The organism is Planobispora rosea (assembly GCF_014648175.1).
In the GTDB taxonomy this organism is placed as follows: domain Bacteria; phylum Actinomycetota; class Actinomycetes; order Streptosporangiales; family Streptosporangiaceae; genus Planobispora; species Planobispora rosea.
This window is the reverse complement of sequence record NZ_BMQP01000002.1, coordinates 18,355-44,724: the sequence shown is the minus strand read 5'-3', so window position 1 is coordinate 44,724 and position 26,370 is coordinate 18,355. Positions and strand designations below refer to the sequence as shown.

General features: G+C 70.9%; 17 protein-coding genes. 11 read left to right on the top strand and 6 right to left on the bottom strand.

Features of this window, described 5'->3' with window-relative positions:
- Positions 1 to 32: 32 nt before the first annotated feature.
- The gene (gene pulA, locus IEZ08_RS02060; protein WP_229802861.1) at positions 33 to 5,861 is read right to left on the bottom strand and encodes a pullulanase-type alpha-1,6-glucosidase; all 5,829 of its coding nucleotides are present in this window, start codon (positions 5,859 to 5,861) and stop codon (positions 33 to 35) included.
- A 390-nt stretch (positions 5,862 to 6,251) separates the two neighbouring features.
- On the opposite strand from pulA, the gene IEZ08_RS02055 reads away from it, so the two are divergent.
- The 7 genes from IEZ08_RS02055 (at position 6,252) to IEZ08_RS02025 (ending at position 14,596) form a co-directional block, all read left to right on the top strand.
- Positions 6,252 to 7,544, top strand: a complete 1,293-nt coding sequence (locus IEZ08_RS02055) for an extracellular solute-binding protein (protein ID WP_189241541.1) — start codon at positions 6,252 to 6,254, stop codon at positions 7,542 to 7,544.
- 3 nt (positions 7,545 to 7,547) lie between these two features.
- Positions 7,548 to 8,564 carry a carbohydrate ABC transporter permease gene (locus IEZ08_RS02050; protein ID WP_068922998.1) on the top strand — a complete coding sequence of 339 codons (1,017 nt, stop codon included), beginning with the start codon at positions 7,548 to 7,550 and terminating at the stop codon, positions 8,562 to 8,564.
- The gene (locus IEZ08_RS02045; protein WP_068922999.1) at positions 8,564 to 9,460 is read left to right on the top strand and encodes a sugar ABC transporter permease; all 897 of its coding nucleotides are present in this window, start codon (positions 8,564 to 8,566) and stop codon (positions 9,458 to 9,460) included. Before IEZ08_RS02050 ends, IEZ08_RS02045 begins: the two co-directional genes overlap by 1 nt.
- Before the next feature lie 91 nt (positions 9,461 to 9,551).
- Positions 9,552 to 11,168, top strand: coding sequence for a glycoside hydrolase family 13 protein (locus IEZ08_RS02040; RefSeq protein ID WP_068923000.1), 1,617 nt, complete (start codon positions 9,552 to 9,554; stop codon positions 11,166 to 11,168).
- Positions 11,169 to 11,235: 67 nt separating this feature from the next.
- Positions 11,236 to 12,285, top strand: coding sequence for a LacI family DNA-binding transcriptional regulator (locus IEZ08_RS02035; RefSeq protein ID WP_068923001.1), 1,050 nt, complete (start codon positions 11,236 to 11,238; stop codon positions 12,283 to 12,285).
- 132 nt (positions 12,286 to 12,417) lie between these two features.
- Complete coding sequence (locus tag IEZ08_RS02030; protein WP_229802860.1) at positions 12,418 to 13,836, top strand: NosD domain-containing protein; 1,419 nt, start codon at positions 12,418 to 12,420, stop codon at positions 13,834 to 13,836.
- A gap of 124 nt (positions 13,837 to 13,960) precedes the next feature.
- Complete coding sequence (locus tag IEZ08_RS02025; RefSeq protein WP_068928696.1) at positions 13,961 to 14,596, top strand: ACT domain-containing protein; 636 nt, start codon at positions 13,961 to 13,963, stop codon at positions 14,594 to 14,596.
- Between the two features lie 75 nt (positions 14,597 to 14,671).
- Here the strand turns inward: IEZ08_RS02025 and IEZ08_RS02020 are convergent, their stop codons facing one another.
- The gene (locus IEZ08_RS02020; protein WP_068923002.1) at positions 14,672 to 15,958 is read right to left on the bottom strand and encodes an ABC transporter ATP-binding protein; all 1,287 of its coding nucleotides are present in this window, start codon (positions 15,956 to 15,958) and stop codon (positions 14,672 to 14,674) included.
- Between the two features lie 328 nt (positions 15,959 to 16,286).
- Between IEZ08_RS02020 and IEZ08_RS02015 the strand changes: the two genes are divergently transcribed.
- From IEZ08_RS02015 to IEZ08_RS02005, 3 genes are all read left to right on the top strand, one after another.
- A complete protein-coding gene (locus IEZ08_RS02015; protein ID WP_229802859.1) occupies positions 16,287 to 17,330 on the top strand; it encodes a LacI family DNA-binding transcriptional regulator in 1,044 nt (347 codons plus the stop codon).
- 124 nt (positions 17,331 to 17,454) lie between these two features.
- Positions 17,455 to 18,351, top strand: a complete 897-nt coding sequence (locus IEZ08_RS02010) for a carbohydrate kinase family protein (RefSeq protein ID WP_068923004.1) — start codon at positions 17,455 to 17,457, stop codon at positions 18,349 to 18,351.
- 32 nt (positions 18,352 to 18,383) lie between these two features.
- A complete protein-coding gene (locus IEZ08_RS02005; RefSeq protein WP_084779999.1) occupies positions 18,384 to 18,830 on the top strand; it encodes a hypothetical protein in 447 nt (148 codons plus the stop codon).
- A gap of 56 nt (positions 18,831 to 18,886) precedes the next feature.
- Here IEZ08_RS02005 and IEZ08_RS02000 read toward each other — a convergent pair whose 3' ends face one another.
- Complete coding sequence (locus IEZ08_RS02000; RefSeq protein ID WP_189241539.1) at positions 18,887 to 22,447, bottom strand: indolepyruvate ferredoxin oxidoreductase family protein; 3,561 nt, start codon at positions 22,445 to 22,447, stop codon at positions 18,887 to 18,889.
- 113 nt (positions 22,448 to 22,560) lie between these two features.
- Between IEZ08_RS02000 and IEZ08_RS01995 the strand changes: the two genes are divergently transcribed.
- Complete coding sequence (locus IEZ08_RS01995; protein WP_068923007.1) at positions 22,561 to 23,013, top strand: Lrp/AsnC family transcriptional regulator; 453 nt, start codon at positions 22,561 to 22,563, stop codon at positions 23,011 to 23,013.
- Between the two features lie 20 nt (positions 23,014 to 23,033).
- On the opposite strand, the gene IEZ08_RS01990 is transcribed toward IEZ08_RS01995, so the two are convergent.
- From IEZ08_RS01990 to IEZ08_RS01985, 3 genes are all read right to left on the bottom strand, one after another.
- Complete coding sequence (locus tag IEZ08_RS01990; protein ID WP_189241538.1) at positions 23,034 to 23,216, bottom strand: hypothetical protein; 183 nt, start codon at positions 23,214 to 23,216, stop codon at positions 23,034 to 23,036.
- 91 nt (positions 23,217 to 23,307) lie between these two features.
- Entirely contained in the window at positions 23,308 to 23,436 is a 129-nt protein-coding gene (locus tag IEZ08_RS40155; RefSeq protein ID WP_268249306.1) for a hypothetical protein, read from the bottom strand.
- Between the two features lie 211 nt (positions 23,437 to 23,647).
- The gene (locus tag IEZ08_RS01985) at positions 23,648 to 25,882 is read right to left on the bottom strand and encodes a hypothetical protein (RefSeq protein ID WP_189241537.1); all 2,235 of its coding nucleotides are present in this window, start codon (positions 25,880 to 25,882) and stop codon (positions 23,648 to 23,650) included.
- Between the last annotated feature and the right edge of the window lie 488 nt (positions 25,883 to 26,370).

Here is a 26,370-nt window from a genome sequence, read left to right as displayed (position 1 = left end):
GGGGCCGCCCGTTCAGACGGTCCCGGGGCCTGCTAGGACTGCACGAAGACGGCGACCGTGCGGGCCGGGACCGTCAGCGTGCCGGTGGCGGCGTCGAACGCCGACTGCTTCACGACGGGGTCGCCGCCCTCCGCCTGGACCGGGTGGAGGGCCACCTGGCCGCCCTTGAGCGCGGGCACGGCCTGCGCCTGCCGCTCGGGGGTCGCGTTGAAGACGACGGTGACCGACTTCCACTTCGGGTCGATCCCGGAGGCGTCCAGGTGCATGGTCACCACACCCGGGGTCTCCGCGCTCCCGGCACCCGGGAACGACAGCCGCTTCTGCACCTCGGCCAGGGAGCCCAGTGCGAAGGCGGGCGAGGAGGAGCGGATCTTCAGCAGCTCGCCGTACCCGCTCCGGGCCGAGCCGATCGCGGCGCAGTCCGGCTTGAGCGCGGGGTCGGCGAGCAGGGGCTTGGCGTAGGGCCACTTGTCCTCGTTGTCGGCCTTGGGCGGCAGGCCCGCGCCGAAGCCGTTGCCCTGGGCGCAGTCCCACAACAGCCGGTTGAACCAGTCGCCGGAGTCGTAGGAGTTGCGGTCCAGCGACTTGGAGCGCAGCCGCTCGCTGCCCGCGTGCACGAACGCGGTGCCCTGCGACAACACGGACGTGGCCAGCGAGAGCGTCTGCATGCGCACCCGGTCGGACATCGAGGTCGCCTGCGGCAGCTTGTAGGCCAGCGCGTCGAACAGCGTCTCGTTGTCGTGGGCGTCCACGTAGGTCACGGCCTCGCCCGGCGCCGCGGTGTATCCGGCCGGGGCGCCGTTGTAGTCGACCTCCGAGCCCTTGACCTGCCGGCCGGAGGAGGCGGTGAAGCGGTAGTCGCGCAGGTTGCCGGCGAGACCCACCTTGATCAGGTCGTGGTAGCGCAGCAGCCGGGCCCGCTGCTGCTCGGCGGTGCCGTTGGCCGGCGAGCCGTTCGGCGACCCGGCCAGGCCGGAGCCGAAGCCCTGCACCCGGGGGTCGGGGTCGAACGGGCCGCCGCCGCGCACCGCGTCGCGCAGCCGGTCGTTGAAGGTGCCGATGCCGGTCCCGGCCATGTTGAGCTGGGTCGCCTGCTCGAACCGGGCGTCGTCGGCGACCTCGCCGAAGTTCCAGCCCTCGCCGTACAGGATGATCGACTTGCCGTCCACGCCGTCCCTGGCGAGGGTCAGCTCGTCCAGGGCCTCGCGCACGGCGACCATGTTCGCCTTGGGGTGGTGGCCCATCAGGTCGAACCGGAAGCCGTCGATCTTGTACTGCTTCGCCCAGGTGACGACGGAGTCGACGACCAGCTTGCCCATCATGGCGTGCTCGGGCGCGGTGTTGGCGCAGCAGGTGGAGGTGGCCACCGCGCCGTCGTCCAGCAGCCGGTGGTAGTAGCCGGGCACGATCCGGTCGAGCACCGAGGTGGGGTCCTGCCCCGCGGCGTGGGTGTGGTTGTAGACCACGTCCATGACCACCCGCAGGCCCGCGCCGTTCAGGCCCGCGACCATCTGCCGGAACTCCCTGATCCGGGCGGCGCCGTCCGGGTCGGAGGCGTAGGAGCCCTCCGGCACGGTGTAGTGCCGCGGGTCGTAGCCCCAGTTGAAGCCGTCCTCGGCGGCCGTCTTCGCCACGCACTCCTGCTGCTCGGCCGAGTCGGCGGGCAGCGCGGCCAGGTCGCAGTCCGGCTCGGTACGGTCGGCCCTGCGCTCCGGGATGGTCGCGATGTCGAAGACGGGCAGCAGGTGCACGTGGGTCAGCCCGTCGGCGGCCAGCGCTCGCAGCTCCCTCATGCCCGCGGAGTCACCGGTGAAGGCCGCGTAGGTGCCGCGCCGCTCGGCCGGGACCGTCGCGTCGGAGGCGGAGAAGTCACGCACGTGCAACTCGTAGACCGACGCCTTCTCCTGCGGCACCGCCCCGGGCTTGGCCAGGGAGCCCCAGCCCTCGGGCCGCAGGGCCCGGTCGGACAGGTCCACCAGCTGGCTGCGGACCGAGTCGGCGGCCAGCGAGACGCTGTACGGATCGGTCACCTCGTTGGTGACGACCTTGCCCGCGGCGGGGGAGTAGACCGTGACCAGGAAGGTGTAGTAGCGCCCCTTCCAGGACGGAAGGCCCCGCACCGACCAGACGCCGGTGGCGTCGTCGCGGCGCATCGCGTGCACGCTGCGGCTCCCGCCCGAGGCGTCCCGGTAGAGCGCCAGCTCCACCGTGCGCGCGGTCGGCGCCCAGACGGACAGGCGGGGCAGCGCGCCGGAGGCGTCCGGGCCGAGCTCGGCGCCGGCCGCCCCGGCGTAGACGTCGTCGAGCACACCGGGGATCTGCACGCCGGTCGCGGTCAGCAGCACGCCCGAGGCGTCCCGCTCGACGGCCACCACCTGGCCGCGCAGCGCCTCCTGCACCAGGCCGGCGTCGCGCGGGTCCACCGTGAGCGCGGCGTGCCCGGCCAGGTGCGGCCACTTCGCCTTCTGCGCGTCGGTCAGCGCGCCCGGGGACAGCCGGATCAGCCGGTGGGCGCCGGTCAGGTCCCCCTTGGCGTAGGCGATGCCGCCCTTGGCGGAGAACGCCAGCGCGTAGGTCAGCGCGGCCGAGGGCCGCACCTTCCAGGCGACGGTGGTCCGGTCGATCCAGTGGGCGGAGGACTTCGACAGGTCGGCGTCGGCGCCGCGCACCGCCGCCTGCGGCAGCACGTGGCCCTCGGTGGCCGCGACCCGCCAGATCTCGTGCCCGTCGGACACGAGGTCGAGCGCCTGGTTGGCGGGGAGGTCCTTCTCGTCGCCCTTGTGGATGATGTAGCTCACGTTCTTCGCCCCCTCTTTCAGGGGGACGCGGAAGTGGACGCCGAAGCCGTCCGTTCCCGCGGGCTGGAGCGGGCTCGCCCACTCGGTGGGGTTGGCCACGTCGCCCCACAGGTGCAGACCCCAGCCGTCATAGTTCCCGTCGGGCCGGTGGTAATGCAGGATCGCGACGTTCTCGGCGGCGGCGCGGGTGGGGTGGACCGCCGTCGCGCCGGAGTTGACGTAGGCGTCCGGCTGGCGCGCCGGGGTGAACGCCTGGTCGGGTCCGGGGTCCTTGGTGTCGCCCTTGTGGATGATGTAGTTGACCGGGAGCGAGGGGTCCTTCAGCGGGATCTTCCAGAACGCGCCGTAGGAGTCGGTGCCGTCCGGCTGCCGCGGCGCGGACCACTCGGTGGGCACGCCGTCGGCCAGGCCGTCGCCCCACAGGTGCAGGCCCCAGCCGTCGTAGGCCTTGTCCGGCCGGTTGTAGTGGACGGTCGCGTACCCCTGGGCCGCGGCGCGGGAGGGGTGGGTGTCCGGCCTGCCCTCGGCCAGCCAGACCTCACCGGTCTTGGCCGGGTTGACGATCCGGTCGCCGCCGTCCTTCTCGTCGCCCCGGTGGGCGATGATCCCGACGTTCGTCGCGCCCGGCTTCAGCTTGATCCAGGCGAAGCGGCCGTAGGCGTCCTCGCCGGTCAGCGGGAGGGGCTTCGCCCAGTCGGTGGGGTTCTCGACGTCGCCCCAGACGTGCAGGCCCCAGCCGTCGTAGTCGGCCCGCTGGTAGTGCACGACGAGCCAGTCGCGCTTGACCGCGCCCGGCTCCTCGGGCTCCGGCTCGGGGGCCACGGTCGCCGAGGCGGTCGCCGAGGCGAACCGGCCCGCGGAGTCCTTCACCACGGCCTTGTAAGTGATCTTCGTGCCCGCCGCGAGGCCCCTCAGGTCGTGGAAGACCCGGAAGGTACGGCTCTCGCCCGCGGCGTTGGGCGCGTCGTCGGTGCCCAGCACCCTCCAGCCGCCGTCGCCGACCCTGGCGGCGAAGGTGACCTGGTCGAAGCCGGCGCCCGGCACGGTCGCGGTGACCGGGATCCGGCCGTCCTCGGCGGTGCCCCTGATCTCGGCCCCCGGGAGCGCGATCGAGACGGCCGGGGCCGCGGACGGGGCGGCGAGTTTCGCCGAGGCCCGGTAGACGACCGCCGACAGGGCCGGGACGGTCACTGCGAGCTTCGCGTCGGCGCCGGTGGTGACGGAGGCGGCGGCCTCGCCGTACACCTTGGTGAAGCCCAGGTTCGCGGAGAACGTCGGCACCTGTACGGTCGCCGCCTGCTCGGCGTTGTTGACCGCGACGACGTACTCGACCTGCTCCCTGGCGCCGATCCGGGAGAACGCGTAGACGCCGCCGGAGGCCAGCCGCTCGACCTGCGCGCCGTCGGCCAGGGCCGGGTGGGCGTCGCGGAGCTTCGCCAGCGCGGAGATGCCCCGGTAGAGCGGGTGCGCGGGGGTGTAGTTGTCCTGCGCGTGGGTGGCGTCGGTGCCGATCAGGTCGTCGGACAGGTAGCCGGCGGTCTTCGAGGCGAACATGGACTGGCGGGCGTCCTGGTCCCCGCCCTTTCCGGTGAAGCCCTGCTCGTCGCCGTAGTAGACGACCGGCTGTCCGCGCGTGAGGTACATCAGCTCGTGGGCCAGCAGGTCGCGCCGGAGCAGCTCGGCGTCGGGCGCGCCGGGGTTGTCCTGCGCCATGAACCGGCCGATGCGGCCCATGTCGTGGTTGCCGAGGAAGGTCGGCAACGAGGAGGCGTTGCCGTCGGCGTCGATGTGGTAGTCGTCCCCGGCGAACAGCCGGGCCAGCCGGGAGGCGGGTTCCTTGCCGCCGCTGAAAGACCTCGCGGCCTCCTGGAAGGGGAAGTCCAGGGTGGCGTCCATGGCGCCGCGGGTGGAGTAGCGGCTGGTGAAGGCCGGGTCGCCGGAGTAGACCTCGCCGAACATGAAGAAGCGCTTGTTGCCGCGCTGGGCCGCGTAGCCGCGCAGGGCCGGCGAGAAGCGCTCCCAGAACTCCATGTTGACGTGCTTGGCGGTGTCGATGCGGAAGCCGTCGATGCCGGTCTCGCGCACCCAGGTCTTGTAGATGTCGGTCATGCCCCTGACGACCTCGGGACGTTCGGTCCACAGGTCGTCGAGGCCGAAGAAGTCGCCGTACTCGGAGTTCTCCCCGCTGAAGGTGGAGTCGCCCCGGTTGTGGTACATCGTCGGGTCGTTCAGCCAGGACGGCGTCTTGGCGCCCTCCGGCGCGACCGGCGTGTAGGGGAAGGAGCGGGTCGTGACCTTCGGGAAGGTGTCCCCGGCGGCGTACTTCCGGTCGTCGAACGGCGTGCCGTCCGCGTCGAGGTAGGGATGGGCGGCCTTGGACCGGTAGGTGTAGGTCTTCTCCGCGTAGTCGATCACGTCGGCCGTGTGGTTGGTGATGATGTCGAAGAAGACCTTCATCCCGCGCTTGTGGGCCTCCTTGACCAGCTTCTTCATCTGGGCGTTGGTGCCCAGGTGCGGGTCGATGCGGGTGAAGTCGGTGATCCAGTAGCCGTGGTAGCCGGCCGAGACGTTGTCGCCGGTGCCCTGCACCGGCCGGTTCTCGAACGCCGGGGTGATCCAGAGCGCGGTGCTGCCGAGTCCCTGGATGTAGTCGAGCCGCTTCAGCAGGCCCTCCAGGTCACCGCCCTGGTAGAAGCCCTTGTGGGCGGGGTCGAAGCCGGTGGCGAGCCGGTCGCCGGACAGCCCGCCCCGATCGTTGCCGGGGTCGCCGTTGGCGAAGCGGTCGGTCATCGCGAAGTAGAAGCGCTCGCGGCTCAGGTCGGCGCGGAGCGCGTCGCGGGCGAGCTCCCGGTCGGAGGGCTCCGCGGTACGGCTCAGCGCCGAGACCAGCGGGGCCCGCGAGGCCTGCGCGGCACGGTCCGGCGTCGTCGGGGACGGCGTCGGGGATGGGGCCGCCGGGGACGGCGCGGAAACGGGCGGGACCGCCGCGGAGGCGGGCGTGGTCAAGAGGGACGCGGTGACCAGCACGGCCGTGAGCGCGCCCGCCGGAGCGGCCGTTCTCATGCGCCGTGGGGGGAGTGGCCAGAGCACGGGGCCTCCACGGTGTTTCGGGGGTGTTGCCCGGAAGTTACTCATCGGACATGATCTGTGCAATCCCTTGCGGCAACTTTCTGAATGGGGACCTTCTCCCGATGCTCAGGGGTCTCTCGTATCCACCGCGCAAGGGTGATCGAAGCCGGGGAAACCCCTGTGACGTGCGGGTAACCTCGATGGCGCATCCCTCGGAGCGGTTGGTCTGATTTGGGATGTTAGGCCGATATGTAACAAGTTTGCAGACTCTTGCAGCAAGTTCTTCCAAAGCGGTTCACGTCGGCGTAACGTCCGGCGTACTCCACCACCGGCCCGGCGGATCTTCCGTTCATGGCCGGTTCCCTGAGCTATGAGGAGAAAGACATGCGGCGAGCCTTCTCGGCCGTGACGATCGTCGCGGCCCTCGCCCTGGCGGTTTCCGCCTGCGGCGGCGGCGATGGCGGTGAGACGGCGGCCCCCACGTCCGCCCCGTCCGACCCGACCAAGATCAGCGGCGAGATCACCTGGTGGGACACCGTCCGGCCGGACAGCGAGGGTCCGACCTTCCAGGCGCTCATCAAGGACTTCCAGGCGAAGTACCCGAACATCAAGGTCAACTACGTCAACGTCCCCTCGGACCAGGCGCAGAACAAGTTCCAGACCGCGGCCCAGTCCGGCAGCGGAGCGCCCGATGTGATCCGTTCCGAGGTCGCCTGGACCTCCCAGTTCGCCTCCCTGGGCTACCTGCAGCCGCTGGACGGCACCCGCGCGGTCGAGAACGAGTCCGACTTCCTGGCCGGGCCGCTGAGCAGCACCAAGTACAACGGCAAGACCTACGCCGTGCCGCAGGTCACCGACACCCTGGCGCTGATCTACAACAAGAAGCTGCTCAAGAAGGCCGGCTGGGACAAGGCTCCCGCCACGGTCGCCGAGCTCAAGCAGGCCGCGCTGGACGTCAAGGAGAAGACCGGCGTCAACGGCCTCGCGCTCAACGTCGACGCCTACTTCCTGCTGCCGTTCATGTACGGCGAGGGCGGCGACATGCTCGACGTGCAGGGCAAGAAGATCACCGTCAACTCCCCCGAGAACGTCAAGGCGATGGAGACCGTCGCCGACCTGATCAGCTCGGGTGCCGCGCCCAAGCCGGCCATCCAGGACAGCTACGCCAACGCGATGACCGCCCTCAAGGACGGCAAGGCCGCGATGATCTACAACGGCCCGTGGGCGCTGTCGGAGATCTACCAGGGCAAGGAGTTCAAGGACAAGGAGAACCTGGGCATCGCCCCGGTTCCCGCGGGCTCGGCCAAGGCAGGTGCTCCCACCGGTGGCTGGAACTACGCCATCTACGCCGGTTCCAAGAACATCGACGCCTCCTACGAGTTCGTCCGCTTCATGAGCACCCCGGAGAACCAGGCCCGGATCGCCAAGGAGATCAGCCTCCTGCCGACCCGTACCTCCGCCTACGACAACCCCGACGTCCAGGGTAACGCCGACGTCGCCGTCTTCAAGCCGATCATGGACACCGCGGTCGCCCGTCCGTGGATCCCCGAGGGCGGCCAGCTCTTCCAGCCGCTGCTGGAGGGCTACCAGGCCCTGGTCGGCGGTAAGACGACCCCGGCGGACATGCTCAAGACCGTCGACGAGAAGTACCGCGGCATCTTCAAGGACTGGAGCTGATCCGTGGCGACCTCCACTGGACGTGCGACCGGCACGACCAGGGACCGGGCCGCGGGCGCCGTTGACGGCGCCCGCGGCCCGGGCCGCGGCGGCCGGCCCGGGCCCCTCCGCCGCTCACTGAGCCAGTACTGGTACGCCTGGGCCATGGTCGCCCCGGTCATCGTGGTCACCGCCGCGCTGATCGGCTGGCCGCTGGTGCGCGGCGTCTACCTCTCCCTGACCGACGCCACCGAGGCCAACATGGGCCGCACGATCGGCGTCAACGTCATCCCCTCGACCTACGAGTTCACCGGGCTGGACAACTACGTCTCCATCCTCGGCAGCGGCCTGTTCTGGGAGAAGCTCACCTGGACGGTCCTGTGGACCGTGGCCTGCGTCGCGCTCCACTACGGCATCGGGCTCGGCCTGGCCCTGATGCTCAACCGGAGGATGCGCTTCCGCTCGGCCTACCGGGTGCTGCTGATCCTGCCGTGGGCGATCCCCCCGTTCGTCGCCGCGTTCATCTGGCGCTACCTCTACAACAGCGACTACGGCGTCATCAACGCCATGCTGCGGGGCGTCGGCCTGGGCGGCGTCGGCTGGCTCGACGACCCGACCACAGCGAAGATCGCGGTCATCGCGGTCAACGTCTGGATCGGCATCCCCTTCATGATGCTGGCCCTGCTGGGCGGGCTCCAGTCGATCCCGCGCGAGCTCTACGAGGCGGCCGAGGTGGACGGCGCCACCCCGTGGCAGCGCTTCCGCTTCGTCACGATCCCCGGCCTGCGCACGGTCTCCAGCACCGTGATCCTGCTGGGCACGATCTGGACGTTCAACATGTTCCCGCTGATCTTCCTGATCACCGGCGGAGGCCCGGGCAGCTCCACGGAGATCCTGGTCACCTACGCCTACCGCGAGGCCTTCACCGGCATCCGCAACTACTCCGGCTCGGCGGCCTGGGGCGTGCTCATCCTGCTGCTCCTGGTCGTGATGGCCGTCGTCTACCGCCGCGCGCTGCGCAAGCAAGGGGAGGTCTGGTGATGAGCACCGCGACCGTGAACACCGGGACCTCCGGGAGGGCCACGGGGCGCCGCCGCGTCCGCAGCCGTGACGAGCGCAGCCTCGGCAGCTCGATCCTGCTGCACGGCACGCTCATCCTCGCGTCCCTCATCTCGATCTTCCCCGTCGTCTGGCTGATCCTGACCTCGCTCAAGCCGCGCGACGGCTGGCTGTCCACCGAGCTGAAGCTCTTCGACGACTCCTCACTGGAGAACTACACCCGGGTGCTGACCGAGACGCAGTTCCCGTCCTGGCTGCTCAACTCGGTGATCATCGCGGGTCTGACCACGATCATCGGGGTGTTCCTGGCCTCGACGACCGGGTACGCGATCAGCCGCTTCCGCTTCCCGGGCTACCGCGGCGTCATGTGGATGCTGCTGATCACCCAGATGTTCCCGGTGGCGATCCTGATCGTGCCGCTGTACAACCTGATGGCCGGTCTCGGCCTGCTCAACCAGATCCCGGGATTGGTCATCGCCTACATGACGGTGGCGGTGCCGTTCTGCGCGTGGATGATGAAGGGCTACTTCGACTCCATCCCGCGTGAGATCGACCAGGCCGGCATGATCGACGGGCTGAGCCCGTTCGGCACCTTCTGGCGGGTCATCCTGCCGCTGGCCCGGCCCAGCCTCGCGGTCACCGCGTTCTACTCCTTCATGACCGCCTGGGGCGAGGTCGCCTACGCCACGGTGTTCATGACGGGGGACGACACGCGAACCCTCGCGGCCGGCCTGCAGCAGTTCGTCGGCCAGCACTGGTCCGACTGGGGCCTGATGACCGCGGCCGCGGTGCTGATCGCGGTGCCGGCGGCGGTCGTCTTCCTGCTCGTCCAGCGCAACCTGGTGGCCGGTCTCACCGCCGGCGCCACGAAGCTGTGACACCCTGCGCCACCACGTAACACTACGTAAACCCATGCAACACCACTGTGCTAACACGTCCTGATATGTCGTTATTTGATCGGGGGACAACATGACCGAGCTCGTCCACGTGGACCCTGCCGCGGAGGCCGCCACCCGATGGTGGCGGGACGCGGTGATCTACCAGGTCTACGTGCGCAGCTTCGCCGACGGCAACGGTGACGGCATCGGCGACCTCCTGGGAGTGCGGTCCCGCCTGCGGTACCTCGCCGACCTGGGAGTGGACGCGATCTGGCTGAACCCCTTCTACACCTCTCCGATGGCCGACTTCGGCTACGACGTGGCGGACTACCGGGACGTGGACCCGATCTTCGGCTCGCTCGCCGACGCCAAGGCGCTGATCGACGACGCCCACGCGCACGACCTGCGCGTGATCGTCGACGTGGTCCCCAACCACACCTCCGACCAGCACGTCTGGTTCCAGCAGGCCCTGGCCGCCCGGCCGGGCAGCCCCGAGCGTGAGCGCTACATCTTCCGCGAGGGCAAGGGGGCGCACGGCGAACTGCCGCCGAACGACTGGGAGTCGGTCTTCGGCGGCCCGGCCTGGACGCGGCTGGCCGACGGGCAGTGGTACCTGCACCTGTTCGCCCCCGAGCAGCCCGACCTGAACTGGGAGAACCCCGAGGTCCACGCCGAGTTCGAGTCGATCCTGCGGTTCTGGCTCGACCTGGGGGTCGACGGTTTCCGCATCGACGTCTCCCACGGCATGGTCAAGGCCGAGGGCCTGCCCGACGTCGGCCACCCCGACCAGGTCAAGATGATCGGTACCGAGGTGGTCCCGTTCTTCGACCAGGACGGCGTGCACGAGATCCACCGTGCCTGGCGCCGGCTGCTCGACTCCTACCCGGGGGAGCGGATCGGCGTCGCCGAGGCCTGGGTGCCGACCCTGGACCGGCTGGCCAACTACGTCCGCCCGGACGAGCTGCACCAGGCGTTCAACTTCCATTTCCTGACCACCCCGTGGGACGCCGAGGCCTTCCGCCTGGTGATCGACGAGTCGCTGCGGTCCGCCGGCTCGGTCGGCGCGCCCGCCACCTGGGTGCTCTCCAACCACGACGTCAAGCGGCACGTCACCCGCTACGGCCACGGCGAGCTCGGGCTCCGCCGGGCCCGCGCGGCGGCCCTGCTGACCCTGGCCCTGCCCGGCTCCACGTACATCTACCAGGGCGAGGAGCTCGGTCTCCCCGAGGTGCTCGACCTGCCCGAGGAGTTCCTGCGCGACCCCCAGCGGCTGCGCAACCCCGAGGACGGGCGCGACGGCTGCCGGGTGCCGATCCCGTGGGCCGATGTGGAGCCGCACTTCGGCTTCACCATGCCCGGCATCGAGGCGACGTGGCTGCCCATGCCGGACTCCTGGGGCCCGCTCAGCGTCCAGTCGCAGCTGCGCGACCCCGCCTCCACGCTGAGCCTCTACCGCACGGCTCTGCGGATCCGGCGGGACCTGGACGCCTCCGGCGACGCCCCGCTGACCTGGCTGGACTCCCCGCAGGGCACGCTGGCCTTCCGCCGGGGCGACGGGCTCGCCGTCACGATCAACCTGACCGGGGAGCCGGTCGAGCTGCCCGCACCCGGTAGGCTCCTGCTGGCCAGTGCCACTCCTGTGGTGGAGGACGGCACCGTACGGCTCGCGCCGGACTCCGCCGCCTGGTGGGGGCGTGATGACACGTAACGACACGGGCCACGGGGGATGAGGCCGTGAGAGCGCGTGACGGCGGTTCACGGGGGACGGGGACGCGATGACGTACAACGGCGGCCCGCTCGGGAGCGGTCAGGCCCGCCTGGCCGACATCGCCGCGCACGCCGGGGTCAGCGAGGCCACGGTGAGCCGGGTGCTCAACGGCAAGCCGGGGGTCTCGGCGGGCACCCGGCAGGCGGTGCTGACGGCGCTGGACCTGATGGGCTACGAGCGTCCGCAGCGGTTGCGCCAGCGCAGCAACGGGCTGGTGGGGCTGGTCACGCCGGAGCTGGACAACCCGATCTTCCCGGCCTTCGCCCAGGCGATCGAGAAGGCGCTGACCCAGCACGGCTACACGCCGCTGCTGTGCACCCGGCTGCCCGGCGGCGCCGCCGAGGACGAGTTCACCGAGATGCTCGTCGAGCGCGGGGTCAGCGGGATCATCTTCGTCTCCGGCCTGCACGCCGACGTCACCGCCAACCAGGACCGCTACACCCGGCTGCTCGGGCAGGGCGTGCCGATCGTCCTGCTCAACGGGCACTCGGGCGATGTGCAGGCCCCGTTCATCTCACCGGACGACTGGGCCGCCGCGCGGCTGGCCGTACAGCACCTGGTGGACCTCGGCCACGAGCGCATCGGCCTGGCGGTGGGGCCGAGCAGGTTCGTGCCGGTGATCCGCAAGATCGAGGGCTACCGGCGTGCGATGGCGCAGCTGCTCGGCGCGACCGAGGTGGACGAGCTGATCTCGCACTCGCTGTTCTCGGTCGAGGGCGGCCAGGCCGCCGCCTCGGTGCTGCTGGAGCGGGGGTGCACCGGCATCGTGTGCGCCTCCGACCTGATGGCGCTGGGGGCGATCCGGGCCTGCCGGGACCGGGGGCTGACGGTGCCGGGGGACGTCTCGATCGTCGGATACGACGACTCGCCGCTGATCGCCTTCACCGACCCGCCGCTGACCACCGTGCGCCAGCCCGTGCAGTCGATGGTCGCCGCCGCGGTGCACACCCTCCTGGAGGCCATCGCGGGGACTCCGGGGCAGCACTCCGAGCTCATCTTCCAGCCGGAGTTCATCGTGCGCGGATCGACGGGCTCGGGGCCGAAGATCATACGCTGAGCGATCGTCCGGGAAAGGTCATGGGAGCCAGAAATGGCCTCTGGCGTGCGGTAACGGTTCGCTGTGGATCCCGGGTGCGAAATGACGACACCGGTGACGGTATGGAAGTATTCACCCCTGACCATGCCAGCTATGACGTTGATGGAGCGTGCCCGGATGGACCGGACCGGACAGCGGTGGATCGCCCTCGGAGTGGGGGTCGTGGCGGTGGGAGGGCTACTGGCCCCCGCACCGGCCGGCGCCCTCGCCTCCTCCGGGAGCCCCACACCGGTCGGGGTCGCCGCGGCGCCCGGAGCCGCCGCCGCGGCCGGCGCCCTCGCCTCCTCCGGGGCCCTCGCTCCGGCCGGCAACCCCGTACCGGCCGCCGGAGCCGTGACCGCCGGGACGACCTACTACGTCGACTCCCGGGCGGGCGACGACTCCGCGGCGGGCACCTCGGTCACCACCGCCTGGAAGTCCCTGGACCCCGTCAACGCCGCCGACCTGAAGCCCGGCGACGCCGTCCGCCTCAAGCGCGGCGGGAGCTGGACCGGAACGCTCACGCTGAGCGGCAGGGGCACCGCCGCCGCCCCCATCACCGTCGGGACGTACGGCGAGGGCGTGTCCCCGAAGATCAGCGGCAGGGACGGCAACTGCGTGGTGATCACCGGCTCCTACGTGCGGGTGATCGGGATCAGGGCCAGCAGGTGCATGTGGTCCGGCTTCGAGGTGAGCGGCGACCGCAACGTGCTCGACGCCGTGCAGGCCGACGGCAACATCAGCGGCGTGCACATCATGGGCGCCCACAACACGGTCAAGGACAGCGTCCTGACCGGCAACGACCGGATGAGCGTCAACACCAGGGGCGGCGACGACGACTCCGGCGCCTTCGGCGTGCTGCTCAACGGCGACGACAACCTCATCACCGGCAACCTCATCACCGGCAGCTACGCGGCCAGCCACGACTACCGCGCCGACGGAGCCGCCGTCGAGGTCTACAACGGCGACCGCAACCGCGTCACCCACAACATCGCGCGCAACAACGAGACCTTCGTGGAACTCGGCGCCCAGAAGGGCAAGACCGCCACCGGCAACGTGTTCGCGCACAACCTGGTCACCTCCTCCCGCAGGCGCGCGGCCTTCCTGGTCACCCGGGGCGCCAGGCACAGCGTCGGCCCGGTGAAGGGCACCGTCGCCGTGCACAACACGGTCCGCCTGCCCGGACGCGACACCATCGGCTGGTCCTGCCACCACGGCTGCTCGCCCGCCATCCTGAAGCTCCGCAACAACGTCATCGTGGTCGGCGGGACGGCCGGCTTCGAGGACGGCAAGGGCGCCGACGAGGCGGGGAGCGTCTACCAGGGCCGCAGGAAGTTCAAGCTCGGCCCCAAGTCCGTGATGGCCGATCCCCGCTTCCGCAGCGCCGGGAACATGCGCCCCGGTCCCGGTTCCCCGGTGTTCGGGCGCGGCGTCAAGCTCGGCCCGTCCTGGTACGGCGGAGCCGCTCTGGCCCGCGACCTGTCCGGCCGTCCCCTGCCCGCGAACCCGGCCGCCGGCGCCTACCAGCAGTAGCCGTCCCGTCACCGGCGGCCCTCCCGCAGGTCGCCGCGGAGCGGGGACATATTCTGGACACCATCCCAGAACATTGGTGAAACCTGTCCAGGGCACCCTGATGTCCGAAGAGAGGTGGACGGTGATGATACTGCGGCTCAGGGTTTCCTTTCCCGACCGGCCGGGCGCCCTGGGACAGGTGGCCCGGGTGCTCGGCACGCTCGGTGCGGACATCCTCCAGGTGACGGTGCTGGAACGGGAGACCGGCCGTGCGGTGGACGACTTCATCGTCTCCTGTCCCGGGGCTCCGGACGCCGAGGCGGTCCGGGACCGCCTGCCGGTGGTCCCCGGGCTGCGCGTCGAGGGTGTCTGGCCCACCCGGGAGACCCCCGGCGCCGCCCCCGACTACGACCTGCTCCGCCACGTCGCCGCCGATCCCTCGCGGGCCTATCCCACGCTGGTGGACGCGGTCCCCGGTCTCGTGGGCGCGGAGTGGGCGGTCGCCGTCTCCGCCGGGGGAGAGCTCGTCCACCGCAGCTGGCAGGCTCCGGACACGCTCGACGAGACCGGCAGCCTGGTCGGCGTCAAGATCGGGGATCTCGCGTCCCTGCGCCCCTCGGTGCTGACCTCGGGACCCTACCGGCTGATGAGCCTCCCGGTTCCCGGGGCGGCCCTCCACGTGGTCCTGGCCCGCACGGAGGGCCCGCCCTTCCATCGCGCGGAGGTGGACCGTGCCAACCGGGTCCTGGAGATCGTCTCCATCATGGCCGCCTCCGCCTGACGCCCCGCCCGGCGGAGCGGGCCGGTGAACACAGCCCGGCGGAGCGGGCCGGTGAACACAGCCCGGCGGGGCGGGTCAGCGGTGCGGCGGGTCGATGCGGGAGCCGTCGGCGGTGAACAGCAGCAGACGCGTGGCGTCGACGCCGACCCGGGCCGGCTCGCCCGCGCGCCAGACGGGCCGGGAGCCGACGCGGACGATGAGGTCGGCCCTGCGGTGGGTGCCGCCGCCCGCCTGCTCCTGGCTCTGGTACTGGGGCTCGGGGTCGACGTCCGCGCTGGGCAGGAGCCGGCGCATCATCGAGCGGATCCTGCTGCCCTGGGAGGTCTCGCCCGTGCGGGCGTTCAGCCGGGGGTCCGGGGGCTCGGGGACGGGCATCGAGGTGATGCCGGACTCGACGTAGGCGAGCCACTCGTGGCCGTGGTACTCCAGGGCGCGCACCCGCCCGAGGAAGACGGGCCCCTCGAAGGTCTCCGGGACCGGGGCCAGGCAGTCGGGCCGCAGGCCGACGAGGATCTGGCTGCCCACGTGCTGGGAGATCGCGTAGGCGCGCGGATCGGTCCACGGGATGGTGATCTGGTGCGGGCCGAAGTCCAGCAGGATGAACTGGTTCTGCGGCGTGCGGACGGTCGCCGCGAGCAGGTTGAGCTGCTGGGAGTTGAGGAAGGCCGCGGTGAAGGCGGTGGCCGGGTCGTTGTAGACCTGCCCGGGGGTGCCCACGTCCTGGAGCACGCCGCGGTTCATGATGGCGATCCGGTCGGCGAGCGTGAGCGCCTCGACCTGGTCGTGCGTCACGTAGATGGTGGTCACCCCGAGGGAGCGGACCAGCGCGGAGATCTCCATCCGCAGCTCGGTGCGCATGCCGGCGTCCAGGTTGGACAGCGGCTCGTCCATCAGGAACAGCGAGGGCTGGCGCACGATCGCGCGGCCCATCGCGACCCGCTGCCGCTGGCCGCCTGAGAGCGTTCCAGGACGGCGGTTGAGGGTCTCGTCGATGTGCAGCGCCTTGGACAGCTCGGTGACGCGCTCCTGGACCAGCGCCGGATCGGCCTTGGCGATCTCCAGGGGGAAGGAGAGGTTGCCCCGTACGGTGCGGTGCGGGTAGAGCGCGCCGTTCTGGAAGACCATCGCGACGTCGCGGTCGCGTGGCGCGAGGTCGTTGGCCAGCTCGCCGCCGAGCCACAGGTCGCCCGAGGTCACCTCCTCCAGCCCCGCGATCATCCGGAGCAGGGTGGACTTCCCGCAGCCCGAGGGTCCGAGGAGGACCAGGAACTCTCCGTCACCGGCACGCAGGTTCATCCGGTCGACCGCCAGGTATCCCCCGGGGTACACCTTGGTGACGTTGTCCAGGACGACGGTACTCATGCGCGCTCGTTCCTCCCGGACGTGGATGTCCGGATCCAACCCTGTGATTGATGAGGTAGTACATCGCGACACGTACCCGTGTGTCCATAGATGTCGTTAGAAATCGCACACCTCCTGGTCACATCTCTGTCTCTCGTGAGTAGCTGGCTGTTCTTATCGCCAGATTTTGGTACTTCGTTACCCGGGCGAGCCAGAGATGTTAAAGTTTGCGGAAAGTTTCGGAAAAGAGTTCCATGGGTGGGGGTGGAGCGCCCGTGCGGAGCCCGCCCGGCTTGCGCGCCATCCGCCCCCATGGTGAGGTACTGCGATGGACGGTGAAGTAACGCGGATGCCCCGGCCTCGTCCCGACGGAGCCGGCACCCGGCTGGCCGACATCGCCGTCCAGGCAAAAGTGAGCGAGGCCACGGTGAGCCGGGTGCTCAACGGCAAGCCGGGGGTCTCGGCGGCCACCCGGCAGGCGGTGCTGACGGCGCTGGACCTGATGGGCTACGAGCGTCCGCAGCGGTTGCGCCAGCGCAGCAACGGGCTGGTGGGGCTGGTCACGCCGGAGCTGGACAACCCGATCTTCCCGGCCTTCGCCCAGGCGATCGAGAAGGCGCTGACCCAGCACGGCTACACGCCCGTGCTCTGCACCCAGCTGCCCGGCGGCGCGCCCGAGGACGAGTTCACCGAGCTGCTGATCGACCGCGGGGTCAGCGGCATCGTCTTCGTCTCCGGCCTGCACGCCGACGTCACCGCCCGGATGGACCGCTACACCCGGCTCACCGACCGCGGGCTGCCGATCGTCCTGCTGGACGGCTACAGCGACCAGATCGACGCCCCCTTCATCTCGCCGGACGACCGGCTCGCCGCGCGGCTGGCCGTACAGCACCTGGTGGACCTCGGCCACGAGCGCATCGGCATGGCCGTCGGGCCCCGCCGGTTCGTGCCGGTGATCCGCAAGATCGAGGGCTACCGGCAGTCGATGGCGCAGCTGCTCGGGACGGCCGAGGTGGACGAGCTGATCTCGCACTCGCTGTTCTCGGTCGAGGGCGGCCAGGCCGCCGCGGTGAAGCTGCTGGAGCGGGGGTGCACCGGCATCGTGTGCGCCTCCGACCTGATGGCGCTGGGAGTCATCCGGGCCTGCCGGGACCGTGGGCTGCAGGTGCCGGACGACGTGTCGGTGGTGGGGTTCGACGACTCACCGCTGATCGCCTTCACCGACCCGCCGCTGACCACCGTGCGCAAGCCGATCGGCGCGATGGCCTCGGCCGCCGTGGAGACCCTCGTGGAGGAGATCAACGGGGCGCCCGCCAAGCACGTCGAACTCGTCTTCCAGCCCGAGCTGGTGGTGCGCGGCTCCACCGGTTCCGGCCCCCTGGTCAACCGCTGACGACGGCCGCCTCCCGGCCGCCGTCCCGTCCGGGGAGCACTCCCGAGTGAGGACTCCCGGACCGTTCACCCGTGGCCGCCGGTCGCCGGCGACCGCGCCTTCCCGGAGAGGATCCTCGACAACAGTGACCCACGATGTGGTCGTGATCGGCGGAACCGGCGTCGACACCACCGTCTACGTGCCCGTGCTGCCCCTGCCGTACGCCGACACCTACGCCGTGCCCCCGGTGATCGACCGGATCGGCAACACCGGCAGCGGCGTCGCGCTCGGCTGCCACGCCCTGGGCCTGCGGGTGAAGCTCGTCGACCTGGTCGGCGACGATCCCCAGGGCCGGTTCATCCGGGGGTACTTCGCCGAGCGGGGCATCGAGGCGGGCTGGGCCCCCGCCCCCCAGGGCACCCGGCGCAGCGTGCTGCTCGTCGGCCCCGACGGGCGCCGCACCTCCCTGTTCGACCCGCGCGCCGAGCCGGGGGAGCGGCTCCCGCGCGAGCTGTACCTCGACGCCGTCCGCCACGCCCGGCACGTCCACGTGTCGATCACCGACTTCTCCCGGCACGTCTACCCCGATCTGGAGGGGCGGCCCGCCGCCACCGTCTCCACCGACCTGCACGACTGGGACGGCGAGAACGACCACCACCGCGACTTCGCCCACTCCTCGGGCCTGGTCTTCCTCTCGGAGACCGCCCTCGGCGCGCGCCGGGAGAAGGTCATGCGCGACATCCGCGACCGGGGCCGCGCGGAGACCGTCGTCTGCACGGCGGGCGCCGACGGCTGCCACGTCCTGGACGCCGGCGGCCTGCGGCACTTCCCCGCCACCCCGCTGCCCGGCCCGGTGGCCGACAGCAACGGCGCGGGGGACGCCTTCGTCAGCGGCTTCCTGTACGGCAGGCTGCGGGACCGCCCGGTCGAGGAGTGCGTGCGTCTCGGCGCGCTCGCCGGCGCCCACGCCTGCACGGTCCCGGGCACCCACGAGGACCCCATCACCGAGCAGGCCCTCCTCGACCGGTTCCCGGCGGGTTGAACTGCACGGGGCGGAGCGGCGTATCTCGTGATGTGACGCTACATCCGCGATATCTGGGCACCCTGGTGCTCGCCGTCGTGCTCTCCACGGCCTGCTCGGTCTCCGGCGGCCCGGCCGGTGACGGGTACGGCGAGGCGGCACCGCAGGACGGACCACCCGCCGCGACGCCGGAGGACGCGCCGCTCACCGTCGAGCAGCTGGCGGCCAGGCTCGGCTGCCGGCCGGAGATCCAGATCGAGGCGGCCGAGCTGCGGCAGGGACACTGCGCGACGCCGATGGGCGAGTTCTTCCTCACCACCTTCGCCACCCAGCGGGGCAAGGACGAGTGGATGGACGCCGCCCCCGAGTACAGCCCGCACCTGGTCGGGCACCTGTGGACCGCGCTGTCCAGCCGTGCCGTGCTGGAGCGCGTCCAGCGGAAGCTCGGTGGAGACCTGCACCTGAAGGACCACCGGACCAAGACGCCCGCACCGGGCTGACCGGGGAGTCCGCGAAGCCCCCTCGCGGACTCCCCGGGCCACCGGGACCAGCGGGGTCAGCGGCCGGAGCCCAGCCGCTCCAGCAGGGCGGCGGCCCGCTCCCGGTAGGCGGCCACGTTGCCCAGCTTCACGTGCTCGTAGCCGCGGACCAGATCGGGCAGCTCGGCCAGCTCGCGGACCAGCCCCTCGGTCTCCGGGGAGAGCAGGTCGAGGGCGCGGTGCACGTCACGGGTGTACTCGGCGACCAGTTCGCGTTCGACCCTGCGCACCCCGGCCAGGCCGAACGGGTCCAGCCGGGTCCCGCGCACCCGGCGCATGCCGTACAGCAGGCGGAAGGCCGGATCGAACCAGGTGCCCAGGCGGATCTTGCGCTTCATCCCCAGCGCCCGCAGGAGCGGCGGGTGCAGGTTGTAGGAGATCTTCGCGCCGGGACCGAACTCGGCGGCGATCCTGGCGCGCTCGGCCGGGTCCAGGTGGAGGCGCGCGACCTCGTACTCGTCCTTGTAGGTCATCAGCCGGTGCAGCTGCCGGGCGTAGGCCTCGGTGATCGGGACTCCGGCGGCGGGACGGCCGTCCGGCAGCTCCCGGGCGAGCACCGCGCGGACCGCGTCGGCGTACCGGGCGGCGTAGCGCAGGTCCTGGTAGGCGGCCAGATCCGGGATCCGGATCTCGAGCAGGCGGCGCAGCTCGCCGCCCTCGGCCGCGCCCACCGACTCGATCAGCCGCAGGATCTCGCCCTCCGGGCGCGGGGCCGGGGCCTCGGGCGAGCCGGTCGCCGCCGCCACGGCCTCGGGGGCGGCCACGACCGCGCGGCCCCAGTGGAAGGCGGCCACGGTCTTCTCGGCGGACTTCCCGCCGCCCGCCCGGATGGCCTGCTCGATCGCCTGGAGGCTGAGCGGGATGAGCCCGCGCTGCCAGGCCGCGCCGACCACGATCGTGTTGGCCGGCATGTGGTCGCCGAACAGCGCCTGGGACAGCCCCTCGGCGTCGAGGTAGACGTTCAGCTCGCGGCGGGTCCGCGCCTCCAGCGCGCCGATCGGCGAGCTCGGCTCGGTCAGGTGCGTGGCCGGGTCGAGCACCATGGAACCGGTCGGGACCAGGCTCGTGGAGACCACGGCGACGGTCCGGTCGCGGTCGGCGGTGCGCAGGTGCTTGGGATCGGTGGCGCCGATCAGGTCCAGCGCCAGGTAGGCGTCGACGCTGGCGGCGCTGGCCTGCCCGGTCCGGTCGTCGTCCCCCTCGAAGATCAGGATGTCGGAGACGACCGTGCCGCCCTTCTGCGCCAGGCCCGTCTGGTCGAGCCCGCGGGACTGCTTGCCGTCGATCAGCGCGGCGGTGCCCAGGATCTGCGCGACCGACACCACGCCGGTCCCGCCGATGCCGACCAGCCGGATCGTCGAGCCGTCCGTCCCCGGCCGCAGGAGCTCCGGCGAGGACATCTGCGGGGGAGCCGGTACGGCGCGCCCGGCCGCCTTCCCGGTCTTCCCGGTCTTCCCGGTCTTCTTCGCCTTGCCCGGGACCACGGTGACGAAGGACGGGCAGTCGCCCTCCACGCAGGAGTAGTCCTTGTTGCAGGACGACTGGTGGATCTCGGTCTTGCGGCCGAACTCGGTCTCCACCGGCAGCACCGACAGGCACTCGGACTTCTTCGCGCAGTCGCCGCAGCCCTCGCAGACCCGCTGGTTGATCGCCACCCGCCTGACCGGGTCGGGCAGCGCGCCCTTCTTGCGCAGCCGCCGCTTCTCGGCCGCGCACTGCTGGTCGTGGACCAGCACGGTCACGCCGGGGATCGCGGCCAGCTCGCGCTGGGCGTCCTCCAGCGCGCTCCGGTCGCGCACCTCGGCGATCGCGGCGAGCTTGACGCCCCGGTACCGCTGGGGCTCGTCGGTGGTGACGATCACCCGGCGCACGCCCTCGACCTCCAGCCAGCGGGTCAGGTCGGCCACCGCCAGGGACGGCTGGATCGTCTGCCCGCCGGTCATGGCGACCGCGCTGTTGTAGAGGAGCTTGTAGGTGATGTTGACGCCCGCGCCGACCGCGGCCCGGATCGCGAGCGAGCCGGAGTGGTGGAAGGTGCCGTCGCCGAGGTTCTGGAAGATGTGCGGGGTGTCGGTGAACGGCGCCTGGCCGATCCACTGGGTGCCCTCGCCGCCCATCTGGGTCAGGCCGGTGAGCGTGCCCTTGCCCTCGGTGTTGATCACCACCATGGTGTGGCAGCCGATCCCGGCGCCGACCGGCGCGCCGTCCGGGACGGCGGTGGAGCGGTTGTGCGGGCATCCGGAGCAGAAGAACGGGGTGCGCTGGGCGGTGAGCAGCTTCAGCGGTTCCGGGCGGGAGATGACGGCCAGGTTCCTGGTGACCCGGTCACCGAGGTCGGAGGAGCCCCGGTCGGCCGCGATGCCCTTGCGGCGCAGCCGGAAGGCGACGGCCTTGGCCGCCAGGTCGGCGTCCACGCCCCCGGCCTGCGGGATCAGCCGGGCGCCGTTCTCGTCGAGCTTGCCCAGCACGCGCGGGGCGTCGGCGGTGCCGTACAGGACGTCCTTGACCAGGGTCTCCAGCAGCGGCGCCTTCTCCTCCACGACCAGGATCTCCTCCAGGCCGCGGGCGAAGGTCCGGACGATCTCCGGCTCCAGCGGCCAGAGCATGCCGATCTTCAGCAGGCGGACGCCGGCCTCCTCCGGCGTGATGCCGAGCTTGCGGAAGCCCTCGCGCACGTCGTGGTAGACGGTGCCGGAGGCGACGATGCCGAGCCAGGCGCCCGGCGGGTCGGCGGTGATCCGGTTGAGGCCGTTCTCGCGGGCGTAGGCGCGGGCCAGCTCGGTGCGCGGGCCCACGAGGGTCCGCTCCATCTCCAGCGACCACGGGGTGAGCAGGGTGGCGTTGGGCATGTGCCGGTACGGCCGGCCTTCGTACTCGACGGTGTAGCCGGCGCCGGGCATGACCGGGACGACCCGGTCATGCCCGACGCTCACGGTGCCGGTGCCGTCCACGACGTTGGAGACGGCCTTCACCGCGACCCACAGACCGCTCGCCCGGGACGCCGCGATCGCATGGCGGCCCAGGTCGAGCAGTTCCTGGACGCTGCCAGGGTGGACGATCGGCATGCCGAGCGCGGCGAGTGCGCTCTCGGTGGCGGAGGGGAGCGTGGAGGACTTGCACGTCGGGTCGTCGCCGCAGAAGGCGACCAGGCCGCCCAGGGGGTGGGCGCCGGCGAAGTTGCCGTGCCGGAAGGCGTCGGCCGCGCGGTCCACGCCGGGGGCCTTGCCGTACCAGACGCCCAGCACGCCGGCCTTGCGCGGCCGGGGGAGCGTGGGAACGAGCTGGCTGCCCCAGACGGCGGTGGCGCCCAGCTCCTCGTTCTGGCCGGGGCGGTGCACGACGTCGAGCGGCTCGGTGTGCGCGCGGGCGCGGGCCAGTTCCAGGTCGAAACCGCCCAGCGGCGAACCGGGGTAGCCGGACACCATCGTGCCGGTGTCGAGCCCGGCGCGGCGGTCGGCGCGCATCTGGTCGAGGATCACCCGGACCAGGGCCTGCGTGCCGTTCATGAAGACCTGGCCTCCGTCGAGGAGATACCGGTCGTCGGGAGAGATCTCGCGGGCGTCGGCGAAGATCGTCATACTCGTGGTCCCGTCTGTCGGTCCCGCTTGGATTGCCGCAAGGTTATGTCAGAGTGACTGGTATCCGATGTCAATGTTTATGGCGTCTGACCAGTGGGTTAGCATTCGCTGCCATGGATGCCACGGATCGCGCAATTCTCGGTCTCCTCCAGGCGGAGGGGCGGCTGAGCAACCAGGAACTGGCCGAGCGGGTACGGCTCACGCCCTCCCCGTGCCTGCGCCGGGTCCGCAACCTGGAGGAGACGGGGGTGATCCGCGGCTACCGGGCCGTGGTCGACCCGGCCGCGGTCGGCCGCGGATTCCAGGTCCTGGCCTACGTCGAGCTGGAGGGCCAGGACGCGGAGACCGTCACCGCCTTCGAGGAGGCCGTGATGGGGATCGACGACGTCGTCGAGTGCCTGCGCATGTTCGGCCGCCCCGACTACGTGCTGCGGGTCGCGGTGCCCGACATGGAGGCCTACAGCCAGCTCTGCCTGGAGAAGCTCGGCCGCCTGCCCGGCCTGGACAAGCTCACCTCCCAGATCGCCATGAAGGCCATCAAGCCCGGCGGCGTACTGCCGCTGTGAGCCCGTCCCCGTCCTGGCATTCAGGACTCCTCGCCGTCCGCCGACGGGCGGACCTTCAGGAGATCGACGATCCACACGGTCCCGGCGGAAGCCAGCAGCAGGGCGAAAGGCCAGTTCAGACCGCCCAGAGCGGCACCGGCCACGGCGCCGGCCGCGAGAAGCCCGACGGCGGCGGTGATGATGACCCGAGAAGTGCGTCCCATGTCCCTCGCCCTTGATGTCGCTCGATGCCGGATGCCCGGAGCCCGGCGGGTCCCGGTCGTCCAGGGATATCCGCAGCCGGTTGCGCGCTCCTTACCCGCTGCTTGACCGGGTGGTGGCGGGCGCCTTGAGCGAGCTGCAGCCGTCGAAGGAGACGATGCGGTAGGCCCCGGGGCGCACTCCGGGCGTCACGACCGGCAGAGCGGTCAGCGAGGCCGTCAACGGAGATCCGGTTCTCCGGCGGCGGTTGTGGAGGATCACCGTTCTACTGGATCTCCGTCCTCACGTCCTGAGAACTACGGCTCGCCGGCACCACGAGAGCCTCAACTCCCTGGCCTTGGATGAAGCCCCGATCCCGTGTACCTACGGACTGCGGAACGCGGGCGATGCGCCCGGCCCCGATGAGGAGGCCGGGCGCTTCCTGCACCTGACCTCAGTCCAGAGGGATCGCATCCAGGACGCGGACGGGAATCACCTGCGCCCCGGCGGACTGGCTCGTCGGCGTTCTACGCCCGCCGTTGACCAGCCACACCTCGGCCGAGTCGGGAGACTTGACGTAGGTGCCGTCGGCGATCTGGGTGGTCAGGTCGTCCCAGACGCGGGCCGGGATGACCTGGCGGAGCTTGCCGCCGTAACCGGCCGCCCGCAGCTCGTCCATGGTGTGGAAGTCGATCCGGGCCCTGCCCACGATCGCCGCCTCGGATGTGGCGCCGGCTTTGGCGATGCGGGTGCCGTCGGTGATCTGTTTGGTCAGGGCGTCCCAGACACGGGCCGGGATGACCTGGCGTGGCTCGTCTTTGTAGCCGGAGGCGATGAGTTCGTCCATGGTGTGGAACTCGACCTTGGCTCCGCCGACGATGGCGGCTTCGGATGTGGCGCCGGCTTTGGCGATGCGGGTGCCGTCGGCGATCTGGGTGGGCAGGGCGTCCCAGACGCGGACCGGGATGACCTGCGTCGGTCTGGGGCCGTATCCGGCGGCTTCCAGCTCGGCCATGCTGTGGAACGGGACCTTCGCGCCGCCGATGATTCCGCCCTGACTGGACGAGCCCGCCTTTCCGAGCCGCGTCCCGTCGACGATCTTCGTCGGCAGCGCTTTGAACGCGCGCGCCGGAATGGCACGGACGAGGCGGCCCCAGTCGTGGCCGTGGCCGGAGTCGATGACCTCCTGCGGGTTGGCGAATTCCACCCGCGCGCCGCCGACGATGCGCGCCACCGCGGTTCCCGGTCCCTGCACCAGGGTGCCGTCGTCGGGGATGTCGGCACGCATCTCGTTGAACGCCCTGATGGGGATGGCCCTGACCTTGGAACCCCAGTCGTTGCCATAGCCGGCGTCGATGACCTCCTGCGGGTTGGCGAAATTGATCCGGGCGCCGCCGACGACCTGGGCGACGGGAGTGGAGGCCCCGCCTCCGGTGCCCTGGACCAGGGTCATGTCAGCCGGGATGCGTGAGCGGGCGTTGAACACCCGGGCCGGGACGCCGCGGACCAGGCTCCGCCAGTTCGCGCCGTAGCCGACGTCGATCACTTCCTGCTCGCTGGCGAACGGGATGATCGCGCCGCCCACGACCATCGCCACCGGGGTGGACACCCCTCCGGACGAGCCCTGGATCAAGGTGTTGTTAGCGGGGTCGAAGCCCAGCAACTGGTAGCTGTGGGCGCTGATCGCGACCACCCGGGAGGCCCAGTCACCGCCGTAACCGGAGTCGACGACCTCCTGCGGATTGGCGAACGGGATGAGCGCGCCGCCCACCGTCACCGCTACGGGAAGATCGATACTCCCGGCCTTGGCCTGGACGAGATGGCCGTCGGCGGGACGCTGGTTCATGTGCTCACGGGCGTCGATCGACCAGTCCGACACCTTCACCGGGTTGCCGCAGTTCACGGGTGCGGCGCAGGCGTCCTGCCACAGAGGCGCGCCGCCGACGAACAGGTAGATCCGGCCCCGCTGGTCCACGGCTGTGGAACCGTTGCGCGGCGTGGCGGGTCCGGCGTTGATCACCGCTTGGGTGGTGGGCCGCGACTGCGGCTGGCAGATGTTGTCCGCGCAGGTCGCCTGCCAGACGGGCGCTCCGCCGACCATCTTGTAGATGCGCTTGGTGTCGGTGGTGGCCAGCACCGTGCCGTCGGCCAGGCCGTGGACGGAGGTCACGGGCTGGGGAGCCGGGGGCTGGGGAGGCGTGGTCCCGCCGGGCGCCGGTCCGCCGCCACCGCCGTAGGTGAACTGCCAGTGCCTGCACACGCTATGCGGGTCCTTGCCCTCTTCCCACACGCAGACACCGGCGCTGTCCGGGAACGCGGCCGTTGCTATCAGGGTGTTCCCGCACAGGTATCCCGATGGCGTGACCCACTGGCGATAGACGTTCCTCACCTGCATCAGCGCATACTGCTGAGCGATCTTGAACTGTCCCTTCGCGGTCTTGACCGGGACAGTGCGGGTGAAGGTGTCGTTCAGGGTCTCGATGTCCTGGTAGCCGGCCTCGCCGCCGAGTTCGAGGACTTTCCCGAAGGAGAGCTCCGCCGAACCCTTGTAGTGCCATCCCGCCGTTGCCTGGACTCCTTTCGTGAAGGTCAGCGTCTCGGTCACTTCCTCATCGTTGTTGCCCACCCGGTACCTCTCCTCCCCGGTGAGCTTGATGTAAGGACTGTCGCCGATCACCTTCTCCCGCATAGTGATATAGGAGCACTTGTCGTGAGCCCAGTCGGCGCTGGCCGCTGTGGGATTGATCAGCCAGATGGGTCCGGCGACCAAGAGGATCGTAAGGACGGATAAAAGGCTTCTGAGCTTTAACATCTGCTTCCTGAGTCTCAAGGACCGACTGGTTCCGGGAAACATGTCGAATTCCGACGCCAGCGGCCGTCTATGGCGTATCCGACTAACTTGAGAGGGCTACCGGCCACCGCGCGGGCACGGCAACGCACCATTCGTGCCCAGCAGTAGCAGGCCGGCGTCATCGCCGACGGGAGACGACATCGTGCGGGCCGCCTCAACACGATCCCCTTTCCCGCAAGAATGCACGAAGCCGGACGTCGGGCCAGCTGAGGCGTGCGTTCGATCCGACCGACGCGCCGCCACGGCGAAAGCCGACCTGCGGCATGAGGTCGAGCCGTCCTTTCTCCATCGGAAAGCCGCCCCGCTCACTGTCGCAGGAAGAAATC

Bases quoted from the DNA above. Each gene is read 5' to 3' on its own strand.
- pulA (WP_229802861.1), bottom strand. From the start codon at position 5,861: ATGAGAACGGCCGCTCCGGCGGGCGCGCTCACGGCCGTGCTGGTCACC.
- IEZ08_RS02055 (WP_189241541.1), top strand. From the start codon at position 6,252: ATGCGGCGAGCCTTCTCGGCCGTGACGATCGTCGCGGCCCTCGCCCTG.
- IEZ08_RS02045 (WP_068922999.1), top strand. From the start codon at position 8,564: ATGAGCACCGCGACCGTGAACACCGGGACCTCCGGGAGGGCCACGGGG.
- IEZ08_RS02040 (WP_068923000.1), top strand. From the start codon at position 9,552: ATGACCGAGCTCGTCCACGTGGACCCTGCCGCGGAGGCCGCCACCCGA.
- IEZ08_RS02035 (WP_068923001.1), top strand. From the start codon at position 11,236: ATGACGTACAACGGCGGCCCGCTCGGGAGCGGTCAGGCCCGCCTGGCC.
- IEZ08_RS02030 (WP_229802860.1), top strand. From the start codon at position 12,418: ATGACGTTGATGGAGCGTGCCCGGATGGACCGGACCGGACAGCGGTGG.
- IEZ08_RS02025 (WP_068928696.1), top strand. From the start codon at position 13,961: ATGATACTGCGGCTCAGGGTTTCCTTTCCCGACCGGCCGGGCGCCCTG.
- IEZ08_RS02020 (WP_068923002.1), bottom strand. From the start codon at position 15,958: ATGAGTACCGTCGTCCTGGACAACGTCACCAAGGTGTACCCCGGGGGA.
- IEZ08_RS02015 (WP_229802859.1), top strand. From the start codon at position 16,287: ATGCCCCGGCCTCGTCCCGACGGAGCCGGCACCCGGCTGGCCGACATC.
- IEZ08_RS02000 (WP_189241539.1), bottom strand. From the start codon at position 22,447: ATGACGATCTTCGCCGACGCCCGCGAGATCTCTCCCGACGACCGGTAT.
- IEZ08_RS01995 (WP_068923007.1), top strand. From the start codon at position 22,561: ATGGATGCCACGGATCGCGCAATTCTCGGTCTCCTCCAGGCGGAGGGG.
- IEZ08_RS01990 (WP_189241538.1), bottom strand. From the start codon at position 23,216: ATGGGACGCACTTCTCGGGTCATCATCACCGCCGCCGTCGGGCTTCTC.
- IEZ08_RS01985 (WP_189241537.1), bottom strand. From the start codon at position 25,882: ATGCGGGAGAAGGTGATCGGCGACAGTCCTTACATCAAGCTCACCGGG.